This window comes from Microbacterium sp. W4I20, assembly GCF_030816505.1.
Taxonomy (GTDB): domain Bacteria; phylum Actinomycetota; class Actinomycetes; order Actinomycetales; family Microbacteriaceae; genus Microbacterium.
Genome location: NZ_JAUSYB010000001.1, coordinates 2669041 through 2686964, shown reverse-complemented (window position 1 = coordinate 2686964; position 17924 = coordinate 2669041). Strand labels below are relative to the sequence as shown.

The window sequence follows — 17924 nt, the reverse complement described above, 5'->3', positions numbered from 1 at the left end:
TCCCGTCGGCGCGGGTCGCCGACGTCGCCGCCTTGCGCGACGAGGTGCTGCTCACCCTGCGCTCTGCGGCGGCCGGCATGACCCGCTCGCTCTGACGCGGTCCATCGCAGTTATCCACGACGCCTGCAGGTCACACGACGGCGAGGGCGTCGATCTCGACGTACATGCCCTCGGGCAGAGTCACGTACACCGTCGTCCTCGCCGGATACGGAGCGCCGAGGAACTCCGTGTAGACCTCGTTCATCGTCGCGAACTGCGACGGATCGGTCAAGTAGATGCGCATGTGCAGCACCTGCTCGAAGCCGGCCCCGGACGCCTGGAGGGCGTCGCGCACGTGCGCGAGGGCGAGTCGTGTCTGCTCGGCGACGTCATCGGGCAGCGAGCCGTCCGGCAGGAACCCGGCTTGGCCAGAGCTCGCGACGAACGGGCCGATGCGCGCACTCTGCGAGTAGGGCCCGGCCGGCGGCGGGACTGCGGCGGAGGATCCGGCGATGCGCGTCACGACGAGGCCCCGACCGTCGCTCCACGTTCGGCGATGAGCCGGTCGAGAGTCCGCGTGAAGGCCTCCGCGAACCGCGCTCCGTCGCCGGGGAGCAGCGCGAGCGGATTCACCGTGAGCACCTCGCGCCAGGCATGGTCCTCCCCGACGGCGATCGCCGGATCTCCGGTGGCCAGCGCTCGGATCACGATGTCGCTCTCGACGCCCGTCGCGCTCAGGTCGAGGTGCAGAACGGGCACGTCGAGTGACTCCTCGAATCCGCGTGTCACCGTGGTCGACGAGTGTTCGCGGAGCCGCTCCTCCAGGATGTCGAGTTCGGCGAGTCCGTCACGGTCGTCCTCCCCCGGGGCGTTGACGTAGCGGTCGACGGCGGTGACGAGGCCGGCGATCTGCTCACGACCGACCTTCATCGAACGTCCGATCCCATGTCGCGGCGGCGCCGACCGCGCCCAGGGTTCCGGCGAGTCAGCGTGCTCTCCGCTCATCCAGGTCTGCTCCCGCTCATCCATGTCCTGATGATGGAGCGCGACAGCGGCGATCAGCTCGGGGCGGCCGCAGAGGATGCCGGTGGCCTGCGGAGCCCGGAATTTCTTGCCGCCGCTGACGGCCACGAGGTCGGCGCCATCGGCGAAGAGCTGCTGCAGGCGCTCGATGGGCGGCACCCGCAGAGCGCCGTCGACGATCACCGGAATTCCGCGCTCGTGGGCGATCTCGGAGATCGTGCGCAGGGTGAGGATGTTGCCCGGCGCACCGGGCCGCACCAGCACGGCGGCGGTGCGCTCATCGATCGCGCGCTCCAGTTCGCTGGTGTGCGTGGTGTGCGGATAGCCGATCTCGACCAGTTCAGCGCCGGTCGCCGTGACCGCATGGTCATAGGGATCGCGCTGTGCCCGCTGGATGATGACGCGGTTCGGCATTCCTGTGGTGTTCGGGAGTGCGTCGACTTTCTCGCTGTCGGTGCCGGTGAGGGCGACGGCCGTTCCGAGCGTGAGCGCCGCCGCGGCACCCGAGGTGACATAGCAGGCGGGCACGCCGAGCAACGAGGACAGCCTTCGTCCTGCTGCCGCCTGCAGAGCGCTGATGCGCACGGTCACGCTCATCGCCTCCCGCATAGACGCCCACACCGGCTCCGACACCGGCAACCCGCCCAGGCGCGTCGCTGGACCGACGCCGTTGATGACCTGTGTGACTCCGAGATCGTCGTAGATGCTCATGATTCTCCTGTCATAGCCCGAACGGCATCGGTCGGGAACACCACGCTGCCGTGACGGATGGTGAGTGCCGGAACGAGCTGCTGCGTCCCGCTGAAGGTGTGGCCGTGGCCATCGGAGAACTCGACGTCGCCGTCGTCCAGCCGGAACGCCGCGACGTCAGCCACGGATCCCGGCGCGAGCGAACCTATTCCTTCTTCCCGCAGCCCGACGACCGCAGCCGGCGCACTCGTCGCTGCGGTGATCACAGACTCCAATGGCATTCCGAGTGCGAGCATTTTCGACATCGCGGCGGGCAGTCCGGGGATGCTGTCGATCGAGTAGCGGTGCACGTCGGAGCTGATCACGTGGGGAGGGAGTCCCGCGTCGATCATGGTGCGGGCGACGGTGGCGTCGAAGCCGCTGCCTCCGTGTCCCACATCGAAGATGACGCCGCGTTCATAGGCCCGGCGAACGGACGAGCGCGGAGTGGAGTCCGCCACCTGATTGCCCGAGAAGCCGGTGAAGCAGTGGGTGAGGATGTCACCGGGCGCGAGACGGTCGAGGATCTGGTCGACCGTCGCCGGCGCCGGTCCGAGGTGCACCATCAAGGGCAGGGAGGTCGCGTCCGCCACGTCTCTGGCACGCCGCAGCGCCTCGACCGCATTGTCGGCCCCGACATCGGCCGACGCGCGGACCTTGATCCCGACGAGGTGCTCACGGTGCCGCTCCACCGCGGCGATCGCCGCCGCGGTGTCGCAGTAGTCGAGCGTCTGCAGCTCCCCGTGAAGTTTGAAGCTGGTGATGCCGATGCTGGCGATGTTCAGGAACGCGACGATCCGCGTCGCCGCCGGCACGATGGTGGAGGCCTCGAATGCACCGAAGAGGTGCGCCCCCGCGCTGCCGGCGTCGACCATGGTCGTCACACCCGTGCGGGCGCCGAGCGCATCGGGCTCGACCCCGGCGTCCTGCCCGCGGAAGATGTGCGTGTGCAGGTCGACGAGGCCGGGAACCACGAGGAGACCTGAGGCGTCGATCGCGACGACGTCGGCATCCGCCTGTGACTCGACGATGAGACCGTCGGCGATGCACACACTGCCGTGATCTCGCCAGCCGCGATCCGCGTGATGGACGCGGCCGTTCTCGATGAGGATCGGCGCGGCGTTCGTGGGCATGTGGCTCCAGAGAGACGGGGGCGATGGGCATCCGTCTCGGTCGACGAAGTTGAGGAAACGCTAGCAGAACTTCGTCTACATGAAACGTAATTCGACTATGTGAACCAATTCGGTCGGAATCTCGTCGCGACGCGTGCATTTTCACCGGCCGGGCCGCTAGGCTTCGGGCAGTTCATAAAGCTGTCTTGCTGTTCACATACATGAAAGAAGAAGTGCTGGTGAAAGCTCTGGTGTACCACGGCCCGAATCGACTGACGGTCGAGAACCGTCCCGATCCGGTCGCCGGCCCCGGCGAGGTTCTGGTCGAGGTCATCGCGACCGGCATCTGCGGTTCCGACCTGCACGGCTACACGGGCGAGAACGGCCGGCGCATGCCGGGACAGATCATGGGTCACGAGACGGTCGGCCGCATCGCCGCACTCGGCGCCGACGCCGACGAGCACCTAGCCCTCGGCGATCTCGTCACAATCGACCCCGTCCTCAGCTGCGGCGAATGCGCCGTCTGCCTCGACCCGGGAGAGCAGCTCTGCCCCCGACGTCGTGTGATCGGCGTGGATCCGCTGATCATCGCTGCTTTCGCCGAGCAGATCGCCGTCCCCGCGCGCAACGTCGTGGTCCTTCCCCCGGACATGCCCGCCGACCTCGGGGCGCTCGTCGAGCCGCTCGCGGTCGGCTTCCGCGCGGCCACCCGAGGCGGCGTCGGACCTGCGAGCGCCGTCCTCGTGATCGGCGGGGGCCCCATCGGGCAGGCCGCCGCTCTCGCAGCTCGCCGCCTGGGCGCTCGAGTGGTCGTGTCCGAGATCTCCGCGGCACGTGCCACCTTGGTCACACAGCTCGGCTTCCCGGTGCTGAATCCCGCGGACGTCGACCTCGCCTCGGCCGTCGATGCAGAGCTGGGACGCCGACCCGACGTCGTGATCGATGCCGTCGCACTGAGCTCGACGCTCGCTCAGGCACTCCAGGTGTCGGCGGAGGGAGCGAGGATCGTCCTGCTCGGCATGGGCTCCCCCCAGCTCGATCTCGACGCCTACCGGGTGAGCACCGAGGAGCGCACGGTGATCGGGAGCTTCTGCTACACCGCCGCGCAGTTCCGGAGCACCGCGGAGTGGGTAGCAGCCCACGCGGCCGACCTCGAACCACTGATCGACGACTCCGTCCTCCTCGCCGATGCGCCCCGCGCCTTCGCGGATCTCGCGGATGGCACCAGCAAGGCCTCCAAGATTCTGGTCCGCCTCGGGAGCTGACCCGAGAGAAAATCCCCCGCCCTGACGCTCTTCGCAAGGCATCCGTCATCCGACCCTCGTCCGTCTGGAGAACAACGAATGAAGCACTCCTGGTTTGCGATCGTCGCCGTCACGGGCATCGTCCTCGGCATCCTGAGCGCCCCGACCACCATCGTCCCTGGGGCAGCGAATGCAGAGAGCGCGGATGTGCAAGACGACGCCTTCACGCTCCATGGCGGCGCGGCACGCGTCACCGACACGACGGCATCCGATGATTCGGTAGCCCGCGTCGCGAACACCGGGCTCGGCTGGAACATCCAGTACCATCGGGCGGACTTCAGCGCACTCGTCACGGATCAACCGTATGAGGTGTCGTTCCGGGTCAAGGTGGAGCACGCGGTCGCCTCCCCCTCCGGTGACGCGTTCAGCGTAGGCGCCTACGACGGGACAGCAGGGCAGCATCTGCTGCCGAACCGCACGATCTCCGCCGCGAGCACCGCCGACGACACCTGGGCGGAGTACAGCATCGGGATCTACGTACCGACCGCCTCCGCCAACACCATCTCCTTCTACGTGGCGAGCGGTGACAACGCCTCCCAGATCTCCACGGTGTCCGTGGACAGCCTCAGCTTCACCCCGTACAAGCCGCATGTCATCGAAGATGACGACTTCGTCCTCTATAACGGGGTGCAGCGACAGCACGAGCCGACGGCGGCCGATGGCAGCGTCGCCCGCCTCGAGAACGGCTCCACACCGTCGTGGGACGTGCAGGCGGATGTCGATGGCGACGCGATCGATGCCGACACTGCGTACACCGTGACCGCCGCCATCCGGATGGAGCGCACCGACTACCTGGGCTCATCGGGCGAGATGTTCACGATGGGTGTCTACGACGCGACCGCCGGGGTGCACCTCATCCCTCCGCACACGTTCGAGAGCCCGCGCGACGATGAGAACGCCAAGTACAACTTCGTCTGGACGGTCGCGCTGCCCTCCTCCGTGGAGCTCGACCCCACGCACGTCAACCGCGTGTTCTTCGCGAAGGTCGACAACGCCGCCGAGTACTCCGCGGTCCTGGTGGATCAGGTCACGCTCAGTCGAGCCGCGACATCCGACGCAATACCGCAACAGGTGAGCGCCTATCCGTATCAGATCAGCGCCGGCAGCTCCGCGGGCATCAACGACGGGACGACCATCTCGTTCTCCGTGCCCGGCACCCAGGCCATCACCGTGCGCATCCTGGACGGGTCGAACAACGTGGTGCGCACGCTCCTCGCCGACGCCGCGGTGACGGAAACCGGCTCCGCCTACTGGGACGGCGACGACGGTGCGGGCGCGCCGGTCGCAGCCGGCACATACACCGCGCGAGTGAGCTACGGCTCGACGACGCGCGACGTGAGCATCCGCTCCGTTCAGGGTGTGACGCTGGCCACCGCTCCCGACCTGCACCCCGAGGAGGAGTTCCCGCTCGGCGTCTGGTACGAGGGTGCGATCATCCCGAAGAACGTCACGGATGCCACGGCCTACACTGACACGACCTTCGCGGACATCGCCGCTTCCGGAGCGAACGACGTCATCATCAGCAACTTCGACGTCACGCGGCCGGCTGTCACCTCGGCGATCCTGGATCAAGCCGCCGAACACGGGCTCACCGTCGTGGTCAACCCGCGCTGGTGGGACGTCATCTACAGCGACCCGGTGAACAGCGACGAGTTCGCGATGCAGGCTCGTGTGCAGGCGATCGTCGACCAGCTGAAGCCGAAGAGCGCGTTCGGCGGCTACCTGTTGTACGACGAACCTCCTCACGCGAATGACAAGCTGCGGGAGACCATCGGCAAGTTGAAGAAGCTCGTGGAGACCGCCGACCCCGATCACGCCGTCATGGTCGATCTCAGCGGCGCGCACAGCGCCGACAAGTACTTCTCCGAGCTCGGGCTGCAGGCGATGACCTCCGACCCGTACGGGGCCCTGTGGGGCAAGCCCGCCGGCGACTACACGGATCTCGGATACCCGGGCATCGACTACGAGGTGCTGCTCGACTTCCTCCACCTCCAGACCAAGAAGGACATCTCCAGCTCTGCCCCCTTCTGGACGATCCTGCAGGCCTTCGAACAGCCGGGGTGGTACCGCGACCCGAGCGACGCCGAGATCCGATCGATGACCTATGAGGCGGTCGGCCACGGGGCAAAGGGATTCCACTACTTCATGTATCAGGCCACGAACGCGTGGAACGGCATGATCGACCCCGACGGCACCCACACCGCCCGGTACGACATCATCGAGCAGATGTTCGCGGAGCTCTCCGCACTGCGGCCCGTCATCCAGAGCATGACCCGCGTGGCCAATATCGCGACCGCATCCGGAGGCGGAGGCGGTGACGGCGCCTATGCCTCGGCGGATGTCACCACACATGTGGACCATGAGACCGGCGATCTCTATCTCGTCGTCGTGAACCACGACGTCGAGGATGCGGCCGACGTGACCATCACGATCGATGCCGACGCCGTCGGCGCGCCGATCAGCTCCGTGTCCGATGCGGCGAGCGGGACCGCGGTGACCGCCGTGCGCAGCGGTTCGCAACTGGTGATCGCCGACCTCCCCTTCGCTCCGGGAGAAGGACGCATCGTGAAGCTCTCGACCTCCGCGCCGGATCTCGTCGGCGAGGATGCGGACTTCACCGTGACCGGCACCGCCACCGCCGAGGCGGCAGACACGAGCGCCGGCGACGGATCGACCGCCCTCGAGCCCGTCGCCACGGGAGGCACCGCCCGCAACGTGCGGTGGAACTGGGATGCGCAGGATCTGGAGCCCGGGGTCTCCTACGACGTCTACGCAGACGTGAAGGTGCGCTTTGCCCACGACATCACGTACGACGCGAACGACTATCCGACGATCTTCCGCCCGTCCTCGCCCGCGCTCACCCTGGGCATCTACGACGGAACGGCCGGAGCCGCCGTGACGAGCCCTGTATCGGTGACCGGATCCGCACTGGAGAACCAGCTGTGGCGCACCGTGAAGGTGGGCACCTTCACCCCCTCGCCGACAGCCGATGAGTATGTCTACGTCGCATCTACGGGGAACGCGGCCGACTACGCGACCATCCACGTCGACAGGTTCACGTTCGTGAAGACGCCGACTCCTTAGCAGACCCGCCCATTTCACAGAGAGGAGTGCGCATGCAGCCCCGCATCGTCGACGTCGAGACCATCCCCATCCGGCTCCCCTTCATCGCATCCATCGCGCCGTGGACCCAGCTGCACAACCACGAGTGGGAGTACCTCGAGGTCGTGAGGGTACGCACGGATGATCCGGAGATCACCGGTTACGGCGAGACGCTCATTTACTACACCGGCGAGCCGGTGAGCGAGGAGTTCGCCGCCTTCGCGATCGGACGTACGCCGCTCGAGGTGCTGCACACGCCCGGAATCGGAACGCCCCTGCGGATGGCGCTGTTCGACACGCTCGGCAAGGCGCTCGGAGTCCCCGTGAACGAGCTCTTCGGGCGGCCGGTGGTTCGCGATCGATGCCCGATCTCCTGGTGGAACACCAAGATGCCACCGGAAGTGCTGGCAGAGCAGGCCGCCGCCGCGGTCGCTGCCGGTTACCTGTCGCACAAGGTCAAGGGACGCCCGTGGTTCGACATCCGCGAGCAGGTTGCCGCGATCTCCGCTGCCACACCAGATGAGTACCGCATCGACATCGACTGGAATTCGATGCTGGTGTCCGCGGCACAGGCGCTCCCTGTTCTGCAGGAGCTTCAACGCGAGGAGAAGATCGGCCTGTTCGAGAGTCCCCTCGACCGCACCGACACGGCGGGGCAGGCGCGCATTCGGGCCGCGATCTCGACGCCTCTCGTCGAGCACTACGACGTCGGCCTGGCCCCGACCTGGCTCGCTCAGGACACCCTGGACGGGTTCGTCGTCAACGGGCAGGACCCCGCCGCGGCGTTCGCGCAGTCCGACACGGCCGCTGCGTTCCACAAGGACGTCTTCCTGCAGATGTGCGGTACCGCGATCACGACGGCGTGGGTCGCCCATGTGGGCTCGGTCGCGGAGTCGGCACGGCTGCCCGCGATCACGGCCATGAACATCTATCGCGATGACCTGCTCACCGACCCTCTGCAGATCCGCGGCGGCCATGTCACCGTGCCGGCCGGACCCGGCCTCGGCATCACGGTCGACGACGAGCTGCTCGAACGGCGCAGAGTCCCCCGGGGTTCCCGACCCGCGCCCGTCCGCCGGCTGCTCACCTTCGCGCTCGGCGACGGGAGGGAGCGGCAGTACGTCGATACGGACCAGCTCTGGCGCGACTCCACCATGAACGCCACGATGCCCGTGCAGGCGCCAGGGGCCGCCCTCAGGATCCGCCTCGACGACGGCAGTGCCGAATTCGATGGCCTCCATCACCGAGCATCACGGCATCCCCTATGGATCTGAGAGACGGAGCCGCGGGTCGGCTCATCGGATGCGGGCCACACGGCCACGCTCGGCAAGGATGGGAAACCACATGAAACTGTTGATAATCGGCGGTGGCGGGCACCTCGGGCGCCTGATCGGCCCCACGCTCGCCGAGAGTCACCTCGTGAAGGTCGCCGACCGCATGCCGGATCTACGGCTGGGTTGGGCCACCACCATCGAGGTCGATGTGCTCGACCAGGACGCGCTCACGCGCGCCGCGGAAGGCATGGACGCGATCGTCTACATGGCCATGGGCACCAAGGAGGGGTGGGGCAGCCCGGCGTGGGCACGCAGCCAGTTCGACGTGAACGTCACAGGGCTGTACAACGCCCTCCAAGCCGCTGCGCGCGCCGACGTACGTCGGGTCGTGATCGCGGGTTCCCTGTCGGTGTTCGATGCGTTCCTGTCGTCGACGGATGATTCGACACCGGATGCCGTCGATGCCTACGGGCTGTCGAAACGGCTGGGTGAGGATGTGGCCCGAGCGGCCGCGACCGAACATGGCCTGCACATCACGATCCTCCGCCTCGTGCTGCCGATGGCCGACGACGTCTGGCTGGCGAGCTCGGATGACAAGCACGCCATCGTGATGACCTCCGCGTCGGACACCGCCGCGGCGTTCGGAGCCGCGGTGCTTCGCGACGAGCCCGGGTGCACGGCGATGGCCATCACAGGCGACCACCAACGCCGACACCTCGACTGGTCGCGGGCCGAGCGTCTTCTCGGGTGGCAGCCCCAGTCACGGCGCCCCCGCGATGCTGCTGCTTCCTCCGCGTCCGAAGATTGACACCGAACCATGGCGTCGATACGATCGTCCAAATAGCTGACCTGAAGTTCTAATACGTGAACTAATCATCGCTGCCGATGATCACCACCCGTCGTCATCGCCGATCGCACCACGCGTCACCTGGCCGTCGCATCCCGCGACAGCCAGCCACCACAGCACTGGCCATATCGAGGAGAGCCGCCATGGCGAACACCACAGGACTTTTCACCCACCAGGCGACACGTCGCACGTTCCTGAGCGGAACCGCGGCCGCAGCGGCGATGCTCGCCCTCTCGGCCTGCTCCCCCGGCGGCGGAGGCGCGGGAGGCGGCGGAGGCGGAGGCACCGTCTCGCTTCTCGCAAACGATTCCGCCGATTGGGAGAAGCAGCTCCGCGACGTCATCGCCGCCTACCAGGGCAAGAACTCGTCGACCACGGTCAACCTGCTGAACATCGCCGACGGCGAGCAGTACAACACCAAGGTGAAGACGCAGGCGCTCGCGAAGACGCTGCCGGACATCTACTACGTCCGCACTCTCGAGCTCGCCGCGCACGCCGAGGCCGGATGGCTGCAGCCGCTGGACGGCTTCATCAAGGACACGAAGAACTCCGTCAACCGCGCCGACTTCTACCCGGCCGTCGAGGCCCAGTTCTCGGCCGGCGGCAAGCTCGTCGCACTCCCGGAGGACATGTCGGGGTACGGCATCTACGTCAACAAGACGATGTTCGACGAGCTCGGCATCCCGGTGCCGAACGGCGACTGGACGTGGGACGACTTCTACGAGATCTCCGAGGCGTTCACGCTCAAGGAAGGCGGGAAGCAGACCCGCTGGGGCGGCTTCGTCAACGGCAGCTCCTGGGGAATGCGCGGCGTCATGAAGGCGAACGGCGGCGAGGTGTTCTCCGAGGACGGCAGCAGGGCCATCGTCGACAACGACGCGAACATCGCAACCTTCGAGCAGATCAACGCGGCGATCAAGGCCGGCGCCGTGCCGAGCTCCGAGGGTCTGCCTACGGGTGTCGATCCGTTCGCCGGCGGCCTGGTCGCCATGTTCATGAACGGCTCCTGGTACGCCGCAGGCGCCAAGGAGGCGATCGCCGACAAGTTCGAGTGGGAGATCGTCGCTCTGCCCAAGGGATCCACCGGCAAGCGCGAGATCGCGACCGCAGGTGGCGGCTGGGGCCTGAGCCGCGACGCGAAGAACGTCGACGCCGCGTGGAAGTTCCTCGACTACCTCGGCTCCGAGCCGGTGCAGTCCACCATCCCGTACCTGCAGAGCGCACTGGTCACCGCCCGCACCACGGACCCTGCGCGTGATCTCCTCTTCCCCGCCATCGGCCAGGATGCCGCGGCGATCAGCTACCCGCCGCTCTGGGCGAAGTACGAGATCGCCTACGGCAACCGCGTGGCCTCGCTGATGAACGGCGGAGACCCCCGCGAGACGCTCACCGCGATCCAGGAAGAGACCAACCGGTGACCGCTGTGCCGCCGCAGGTCTCGACCGCGGGACTCCCTCCGCAGCCGACTGCGGCGGCACAGGCGCGCCGTCCGTCCGGCGTGCGGAAGACCAGCCCCCATGCGCGCCGCGAGGCGCGGGCCGGGTTCCTCTGGATCCAGCCGTGGCTGATCGGCTTCCTGCTCTTCTCGGCGATCCCGATCGGCGTCGCGATCTACCTGTCGTTCACCGACTGGTCAGGAGGAGGTGCCCCGGTCTGGATCGGCTTCGACAACTACACCAAGATCTTCACCGACGATCCGCTGTTCTGGCAGTCCCTCAAGGTCACGTTCATCTTCGTGGCGCTGTACCTGCCGCTCAGTCTGATCCTCGGCCTCGGGATCGCCATGCTGATGAACCAGAAGTTCGTCGGCATGGGCGTCTTCCGCACGATTTACTATTTACCGTCCGTGCTCTCCGGCGTCGCGGTCACGGTGCTCTGGGGCTTCGTCTTCCATCGTGATTTCGGCGTCATCAACGGCGTCCTGAATCTCGTCGGGATCCCGGGGATCCCCTGGCTCACGAGCCAGACCTGGGTCATCCCGGCGATCGTCATCATGCAATTGTGGGCCGTGGGCTCGTCGATCATCATCTACCTCGGAGGGCTGCAGGGCATTCCCACGGAGCTCTACGAGGCCGCCGGTCTCGACGGAGCCGGCTGGTGGCGCACCTTCCGCGCGGTCACGTTGCCGATGATGTCGCCGGTGATCCTGCTGCAGCTCATCCTCGGACTGATCGGCACCTTCCAGATCTTCACCCAGGCGTTCGTAATGACGAAGGGCGGACCGGACTACGGCTCCTACTTCTTCTCGCTGTACATCTACGACACGGCGTTCAAGGACCTGCGTCTCGGCTACGCCTGCGCGCTGTCGATGGTGCTCTTCGCCATCATCCTGATCATCACGGCGATCTTCTACGGCACCTCCAGCCGCTGGGTCTTCTACGCCGCCGACCGAGGAAAGAACCGATGACCATCACCGAGAAGCCGCGTTCCTCGCCCGTGCCGCTCGCCGAGGAACCGCGCCGCAAGCAGCACGCCGCGCCCATGAGCCGCACGAGTCGACGTCGCATGATCATGGTCATCACCTACGCCGTGCTCGCGGTCGGCTGCGTGATGTACATGGTGCCGTTCTTCTGGATGCTGAGCACCAGCCTGAAGACGCCCGACCAGGTCTACGACTACCCGATCAAGTGGCTCCCGAATCCGATCGATTGGGCCAACTTCGCGGATATCTTCACCGAAGCACCCTTCCTGACCTACACCTGGAACACGATCGTGCTGACGGTTGTCGGCGTCGCCGGCAGCGTGATCAGCAGCGCCTGCGCCGCATATGGATTCGCGCGCTTCCGCTTCCGCTTCCGCGAGCCGCTGTTCTTCCTCATGCTGAGCACGATGATGGTGCCGATCTGGGTGACCGTGGTCCCGTCGTACATCATCTTCAGCAACATCGGCTGGATCGACACCTATCTGCCGATTCTTGTGCCGGCATTCTTCGCCGCGCCGTTCAACACCTTCTTGCTGCGCCAGTTCTTCCTGAACATCCCGCTCGAGCTCGATGAGGCCGCGCGTATCGACGGCGCGGGATCGATCCGCATCTTCCTCACCATCATCCTTCCGCTGTCGAAACCGGCCCTCATGATCGTCGGACTCTTCGCGTTCCTGCAGTACTGGAACGACTACCTCGGTCCGCTCATCTTCCTGCAATCGCAGGACAAGTTCCCGCTCTCCCTCGGCATCAGCAATTTCGTCGGCGCGCAGAGTCAGAACTTCCCTCTCATGATGGCTGCGACACTTTTCTCGATGTTGCCCTGCATCGCCTTGTTCGCCGTCGCGCAGAAGTGGTTCATCCAGGGCGTCGTCGTCACCGGTGTGAAGGGATAGTCACCGATGCCGTCCTCCACCCTCGAACACGGTCCCACCGCTTCCCCCGCGAAGCACGTCTGGATCGAACTCATCGGATTTGACAACACACTCCCCGACTTTGGTGCCGAGGCCGTACTCGGCGACATGGGTGAGCGCCCCGAGCGACTCTCCCTGCTCCTTTTCAGCGCCGAGTTCGTCCATGCGCATCGCGATGACGACGACGGGCTGATCCCGACCGAGTGCACCTCGTACGCTGCCAGGCCGGTCGCGGTGCGGGGACCACGGCAGGACTGGACGAGGTCGCAGCTGCGCGGCCTCGTCCGCGCGCTGCAGGGCGCCGGTGTCGCCGTGTTCTTCGCGATCTTCGACCTGTACCAGTTCGAGCTCGACGGACGCACGCAGCAGGGCTCGTGGAATCTCGATCACCCTGAGCTCACGGTGACCGACCGGATGGGCGCGAAGCGGCCCGGTCTGATCAACCCCCTCGGTCGCCTGGCAGACGGCACCCCCTACGTCGACACGCTGACCTCGGGCCTCACCGCGGTGTTCGTCTACTACGGATTCGACGGGCTGCACGGCGCCGACGGACTGTCCAGCCCTCGCCTGCCGCTCTGGGCGGCCGACTTCTCCGACGACATGATCGAACAGTTCGAGGAGCACCGCAGCACTCCGGTTCCCGCGGGCTTCACCACCGAGCGCGCCGCCTGGATCTGGGCGTCAGCCCGCCGCGAGTGGATCGCCTTCCTCGCCCTGAGGTGGGAGGCGTTCTGGTCGACGGTCAGCGAGAGCCTGCACGCCATAGGCGCCATCGTCATACTCAACAATGCGTGGATGCGCGACCCGTTCGAGGCTCTGTACCGCTTCGGCATCGACTACCGCACGCTCGCCGCCGCGGGAGTCGACGGCTTCGTCCTCGAGACCGTCGCAGCAGGCGTGGAGCTGCTCGAGGCCCCCACCCACCCTCCGATCCACGGCCAGATGGCGGCAGTCCTCCTGATCCGCGCACACCTCCCGCACATGCCTCTTGCCGGTCTCGTCTCCGTGCACGACACCTACGAGCAATGGGACGTGGTGCACACGGCACCGGCGATGCTCGAGCGCGACCAGCGGCTGCTGACGAGTTTGCGCGCATGGGACCCCGGCGAGCGCGAGAGCACCGCGTGCCTCGACGCCAGCCTCTACTGTCTCGCCGACGGGATCGCGGCTGACGTCTGGGCGGATCTGGACAGGTTGCGCAGCACCTGTGATACGGCGCCTCGCGACGGTGCCGGCGGATTCACCCTGCTCTACTCCCCCCGCACTCTCGATACCGAGGTGGATCGGTTCATCGAGGACCGCGTCGCGCACACGCATACTCTGCTCAGCAGCCTGCTCCGCGCGGGAGCCATCGTCGGCACGATCGCCTCAGCAGAGCAGCACGCGTCCGTCACCGGGCCGGTGCTCGTGCTGAGGCCCGATCTGTATCCCGATGCCCTGCTCGACGAGATCCGTGCCGCTCATGACCAGGTCGTCGCTCTCGGACCGGTCGACGGCGGGCCGGAGTTCTCCGGCTCGTGGCGACTCAGCATTCAGTCGGATCGGACGGCGGCACCCGTCGAAAGCACTGTCACCCAGCGTGACTTCCGTCCCGCGAGCACGTATGACGAAGTGATCGAGACCTGGTTGATCGAGCTGCCGATGCAGCTGCCGCCGCCGGCGCTCGTCGCCGAGGCGGCGCGTGCTCTGCGTCCCGGTATAGGCGACGGTGGTCCGCTCGGCAACCCCGGCGCGAGCACGGCCATCCAGATCGTGGTCGCTGTGGACTCGGCGACGAGCGCAGAGGTCATCCTGCACAACACCGAGTATCGGTTCCGCGATGCGCAGTTCACCGCCGAGCGCCCGATCGTCAGCGCCCGGTCACTGAGCGGGGATCTGGCTTTTCCCGTTCGGTTCACCGGACGCACTCTCACGGCGCGCGTCCCCCCGAAGGGCGTCGTCGCCATCCGCCTGCAGCTGGAGGACATCACGTGACCGAACTGTCGACCCTCACCACGGTAGAGGCGGCGAGAGCGCTCGCACGTGCCGCCGTGGCCATCGTCCCCATCGGGGCGACAGAACAGCACGGTCCGCATCTCGAACTGCGCACCGACATCGCCATCGCGACCGAACTCGCCCGGCGGATCGATCACGCGCTGGGCGAGCGATCGATCCTCTGCCCGCCGATGGCATACGGGCTCTCGGAGCATCATCTCGGCTTCGCCGGCACCCTGACATTGCGTCCGGCGACTCTGCTCGCCTTCCTCCGCGATGTGTGCGAGTCGCTCCTGGCGAACGGCATCACCCGCGTGGTCGTGGTCAACGGACACGGGGGCAACACCGACGCGACCAGACTCGCGGCCCGTGAGATCGGGCGCGACCTCGGCTGCTCGGTTGCGCACCTGATGTGGGGTCAGGTGATCGGCGATCTGACTTCGGCGTACTTCGAACCGGGGCATCGTTACCATCACGCCTGCGAGATCGAGACCTCCCTCGCAATGGTTTGCGACCCGGCTCTCGTCCGCCCGGATGCGTTGCAGGGCCCCGCCGAGATCGCACCGCTCGACGGGTTCACCGATCCGCCGACGGGTCGGTTCGACGTGCCGCAGCCGTTCTCCGCGTGGTCTGCCAACGGCACGCTCGGCGATCCTCGTCGAGCGTCCGAGGAGGTCGGCACCCCGCTCGTCGAGGCGTTCGTCGAGCGCGCCGTTGCCTTCACGACGCACTTCATCTCCCAGGGATCGACCGGGGAGAAGCTCTCGTGAGCGTCAGACTCGTGCCCCGTCCTTCCGCATGCCTCGAACTCGGCGGCGCCCCCTTCGTCCTCTCCCCCTCGACCACGATCAGCGCCGACGCCGAGATCGAGGATGCGGCACGACTCCTGGGCGAGCTCCTTCGCCCAGCGACAGGGTTGTCGCTCGACGTCGACGACAGCGGCAGCATCCGCTTCTCGGTCGATCGCACGCTTGGCGTTGAGGAATATGTCGTCGTCGTCGAGACTCAGCGCATACTGGTGCGCGCTTCCGGCAGACTGGGTGCTCTGCATGCGGTGCAGACGATTCGACAACTGTTGCCCGCAGAGGTCTACGCCCCGACGCTGCAAGCCGGAATCACGTGGGCTGTCCCGAACGTCCACATCGAAGACCAGCCGTCGCTGGGGTGGCGTGGCGCGCACCTCGACACCGGCCGCCACTTCATGCCGCCCGCTTTCGTCCACCGTTTCATCGATCTCATCGCGCTGCACAAGTTCAACCGACTCCACCTTCACCTCACCGAGGATCAGGGGTGGCGAATCGAGATACCCGGCTACCCCCGGCTGACCGAGGTCGGCGCCTGGCGGGAGGGCACCGTGCGCGGCCGCCACGTAGACCCGTGGTCGGATGATCCGCCACACGACGGCATCCCTCATGGAGGCTTCTACACTCGCGCAGACCTCGAAGGGTTCGTATCGCACGCTGCTCGGCTCGGGATCGAGATCCTGCCTGAGATCGAGATGCCGGGTCACGCGCAGGCCGCGATCGCCGCCTACCCGTGGCTCGGCAACGGCACTCCCGTGCGAGTGGCACGGGGCTGGGGGGTATCCCCGCACGTGTTCTCCGTCTCAGATGAGACCCTGGGGTTCTGTCGCGACGTGCTCGAGTTCGTGTTCGACATCTTCCCCTTCGAGTTCGTCCATCTCGGGGCGGACGAATGCCCGAAGGAAGAGTGGCAGGCGAGCCCCGAGGCACAGAGACGTATTCGAGAGGAGGAGTTGGGGGACGAGGACGAGCTGCAGAGCTGGTTCCTCGGCCAGATCACCGCATTCGTGCACTCGCGCGGACGGCGCGTCATCGGTTGGGATGAGATCCTCGAGGGCGGGCTGCCGCCGGGTGCCGCCGTGATGTCGTGGCGGGGCGAAGAGGGAGGCATTCTCGCCTCGCGACTCGGACATGATGTGGTGATGGCTCCGCAGGAGTCCACCTACTTCGACTACTACCAGGGACCGGCCGAGATCGAGCCGCTCGCGCACGGACCGCTGCTCGATCTCGCTGCCATTCGCGCCTATCACCCTGTTCCTGCGGGGCTCAGCGAGGAGCAGCGCGCCCACATCCTGGGGTCTCAGTTCCAGTTGTGGAGCGAGTATCTCACCACTCCCGGTCAGGTCGAGTACATGGCGTTTCCGCGGGCGTGCGTCTTCGCCGATGTCGTCTGGGGGACACCGGACAACGGTCAATTCATCGCCGACACGCTGCCGGCACATCTCGAACGTCTGTCGCAGCTCGGGGTGTCGTTCCGTCCGCTGGACGACGGTCGCGCGGGATGAGCTCACGAACGTCCGTCGTCGACGAGTTCGTCGATGGCGACCGCTGTCTCCGGCTCTCGAATGAATGGATGACCGTCGCAATCGACGTTGATCACGGTGCACACCTGTACGAACTGATCGATCGCCGTTCAGGGGTCGACCTCCTCTACACCGACCCCGCCGGTCCACGCGAGTACACCGTCGGCGGCTGGTATGAACTGTTCCCGAACGCAGGCCTCGCGTGTGAGTTCGGAGGAAACCCGATCACGGCCCATGGCGATGTGCAGCATGCACGATGGACCGGCGATGTCGTCCCGGCTGCAGGTGGCGACATCGTCATCGCGCTGAGCGCTGCCAGCTCGGATCTGCCGTTCACGCTCGTCAAGACGATCACTCTTTCCGCTGCGGCGCCGGTGATCCGCGTCGAGGAGACGGTCACGAACAGCTCTGCGAGGCGTCTGCCGTATCTGTGGGGCCAGCACGTCACCTTCGGCGAGACCTTCCTGGCCGGCTCAGTGGTCGACCTGCCGATGGGGGCGCTGCACGGCAGCATCGAGCTCGAGACGGGCTCCGGCAAGCGAAGCGCAGCAGGATCGGGCGAACTCCACAGCTTCCCCTCGCCCTCCGGCGACCTCATCGATCTGCGCCGATTCCCCGACCACCCTCTGCACGCGATGCTGTTCAGCGATGCACTGCAGGAGCACCGATACGCCATCGCCAATTCGGCCCTCGGCATCCGCGCGGAAGTGCTGTGGGACGGCGCGGCCTGGCCGTATCTCTGGTTCTGGGCACTGAGAGAGAGCCGAGAAGGCGGGGTCGTCGCGTGCGCCATCGAACCGCAGTCGTGCGAAGTCCCGATCCTCTCTGACGCAGTCGCAGCGGGGCGTTCCCCATCGCTCGCCGCAGGTGAATCCGTGTCCGGCTGGATAGAGATCCGCCTGCACGTTGCGTGAACAG

14 protein-coding genes are annotated in these 17924 nt (G+C 66.7%); 11 read left to right on the top strand and 3 right to left on the bottom strand.

Annotated elements, in window-relative coordinates:
- Positions 1 to 130 precede the first annotated feature (130 nt).
- From QFZ21_RS13065 to QFZ21_RS13055, 3 genes are read right to left on the bottom strand one after another with little or no spacing between them, the layout of a single operon-like run.
- Complete coding sequence (locus QFZ21_RS13065) at positions 131 to 502, bottom strand: RidA family protein (RefSeq protein WP_307378485.1); 372 nt, start codon at positions 500 to 502, stop codon at positions 131 to 133.
- The gene (locus QFZ21_RS13060) at positions 499 to 1713 is read right to left on the bottom strand and encodes an aminotransferase class V-fold PLP-dependent enzyme (RefSeq protein ID WP_307378483.1); all 1215 of its coding nucleotides are present in this window, start codon (positions 1711 to 1713) and stop codon (positions 499 to 501) included. Before QFZ21_RS13060 ends, QFZ21_RS13065 begins: the two co-directional genes overlap by 4 nt.
- Positions 1710 to 2864, bottom strand: a complete 1155-nt coding sequence (locus tag QFZ21_RS13055) for an amidohydrolase/deacetylase family metallohydrolase (protein WP_307378481.1) — start codon at positions 2862 to 2864, stop codon at positions 1710 to 1712. Before QFZ21_RS13055 ends, QFZ21_RS13060 begins: the two co-directional genes overlap by 4 nt.
- Positions 2865 to 3082: 218 nt before the next feature.
- Between QFZ21_RS13055 and QFZ21_RS13050 the strand changes: the two genes are divergently transcribed.
- The 11 genes from QFZ21_RS13050 to QFZ21_RS13000 all read left to right on the top strand — a co-directional run bounded on the left by QFZ21_RS13050 (position 3083) and on the right by QFZ21_RS13000 (position 17920).
- Positions 3083 to 4108: a zinc-binding dehydrogenase gene (locus QFZ21_RS13050; protein ID WP_307378479.1), complete on the top strand. Its 1026-nt coding sequence runs from the start codon at positions 3083 to 3085 to the stop codon at positions 4106 to 4108.
- Positions 4109 to 4186: 78 nt separating this feature from the next.
- Positions 4187 to 7231 (top strand): FlgD immunoglobulin-like domain containing protein, encoded by a 3045-nt coding sequence (locus QFZ21_RS13045; RefSeq protein ID WP_307378477.1) that lies wholly within the window; start codon positions 4187 to 4189, stop codon positions 7229 to 7231.
- 32 nt (positions 7232 to 7263) lie between these two features.
- Entirely contained in the window at positions 7264 to 8523 is a 1260-nt protein-coding gene (locus QFZ21_RS13040; RefSeq protein ID WP_307378475.1) for a mandelate racemase/muconate lactonizing enzyme family protein, read from the top strand.
- 70 nt (positions 8524 to 8593) lie between these two features.
- Positions 8594 to 9331 (top strand): NAD(P)-dependent oxidoreductase, encoded by a 738-nt coding sequence (locus QFZ21_RS13035; RefSeq protein WP_307378474.1) that lies wholly within the window; start codon positions 8594 to 8596, stop codon positions 9329 to 9331.
- Positions 9332 to 9513: 182 nt separating this feature from the next.
- Positions 9514 to 10788, top strand: a complete 1275-nt coding sequence (locus tag QFZ21_RS13030; RefSeq protein ID WP_307378473.1) for a sugar ABC transporter substrate-binding protein — start codon at positions 9514 to 9516, stop codon at positions 10786 to 10788.
- Complete coding sequence (locus QFZ21_RS13025) at positions 10785 to 11777, top strand: carbohydrate ABC transporter permease (protein ID WP_307378471.1); 993 nt, start codon at positions 10785 to 10787, stop codon at positions 11775 to 11777. Before QFZ21_RS13030 ends, QFZ21_RS13025 begins: the two co-directional genes overlap by 4 nt.
- Positions 11774 to 12688: a carbohydrate ABC transporter permease gene (locus tag QFZ21_RS13020; protein WP_307378467.1), complete on the top strand. Its 915-nt coding sequence runs from the start codon at positions 11774 to 11776 to the stop codon at positions 12686 to 12688. The genes QFZ21_RS13025 and QFZ21_RS13020 overlap by 4 nt, the downstream gene beginning before the upstream one ends.
- A gap of 6 nt (positions 12689 to 12694) precedes the next feature.
- Complete coding sequence (locus tag QFZ21_RS13015) at positions 12695 to 14680, top strand: hypothetical protein (protein ID WP_307378466.1); 1986 nt, start codon at positions 12695 to 12697, stop codon at positions 14678 to 14680.
- Positions 14677 to 15450: a creatininase family protein gene (locus tag QFZ21_RS13010; protein WP_307378464.1), complete on the top strand. Its 774-nt coding sequence runs from the start codon at positions 14677 to 14679 to the stop codon at positions 15448 to 15450. The genes QFZ21_RS13015 and QFZ21_RS13010 overlap by 4 nt, the downstream gene beginning before the upstream one ends.
- Entirely contained in the window at positions 15447 to 16988 is a 1542-nt protein-coding gene (locus QFZ21_RS13005; protein WP_307378461.1) for a beta-N-acetylhexosaminidase, read from the top strand. Before QFZ21_RS13010 ends, QFZ21_RS13005 begins: the two co-directional genes overlap by 4 nt.
- Positions 16989 to 17056: 68 nt before the next feature.
- Entirely contained in the window at positions 17057 to 17920 is an 864-nt protein-coding gene (locus QFZ21_RS13000) for a DUF4432 family protein (RefSeq protein ID WP_307378458.1), read from the top strand.
- Positions 17921 to 17924 lie beyond the last annotated feature (4 nt).

Coding starts and splice junctions, on each gene's coding strand:
- QFZ21_RS13030 (WP_307378473.1), top strand. CDS start 9,514: ATGGCGAACACCACAGGACTTTTCACCCACCAGGCGACACGTCGCACG.
- QFZ21_RS13035 (WP_307378474.1), top strand. CDS start 8,594: ATGAAACTGTTGATAATCGGCGGTGGCGGGCACCTCGGGCGCCTGATC.
- QFZ21_RS13045 (WP_307378477.1), top strand. CDS start 4,187: ATGAAGCACTCCTGGTTTGCGATCGTCGCCGTCACGGGCATCGTCCTC.
- QFZ21_RS13040 (WP_307378475.1), top strand. CDS start 7,264: ATGCAGCCCCGCATCGTCGACGTCGAGACCATCCCCATCCGGCTCCCC.
- QFZ21_RS13000 (WP_307378458.1), top strand. CDS start 17,057: ATGACCGTCGCAATCGACGTTGATCACGGTGCACACCTGTACGAACTG.
- QFZ21_RS13020 (WP_307378467.1), top strand. CDS start 11,774: ATGACCATCACCGAGAAGCCGCGTTCCTCGCCCGTGCCGCTCGCCGAG.
- QFZ21_RS13060 (WP_307378483.1), bottom strand. CDS start 1,713: ATGAGCATCTACGACGATCTCGGAGTCACACAGGTCATCAACGGCGTC.
- QFZ21_RS13055 (WP_307378481.1), bottom strand. CDS start 2,864: ATGCCCACGAACGCCGCGCCGATCCTCATCGAGAACGGCCGCGTCCAT.
- QFZ21_RS13015 (WP_307378466.1), top strand. CDS start 12,695: ATGCCGTCCTCCACCCTCGAACACGGTCCCACCGCTTCCCCCGCGAAG.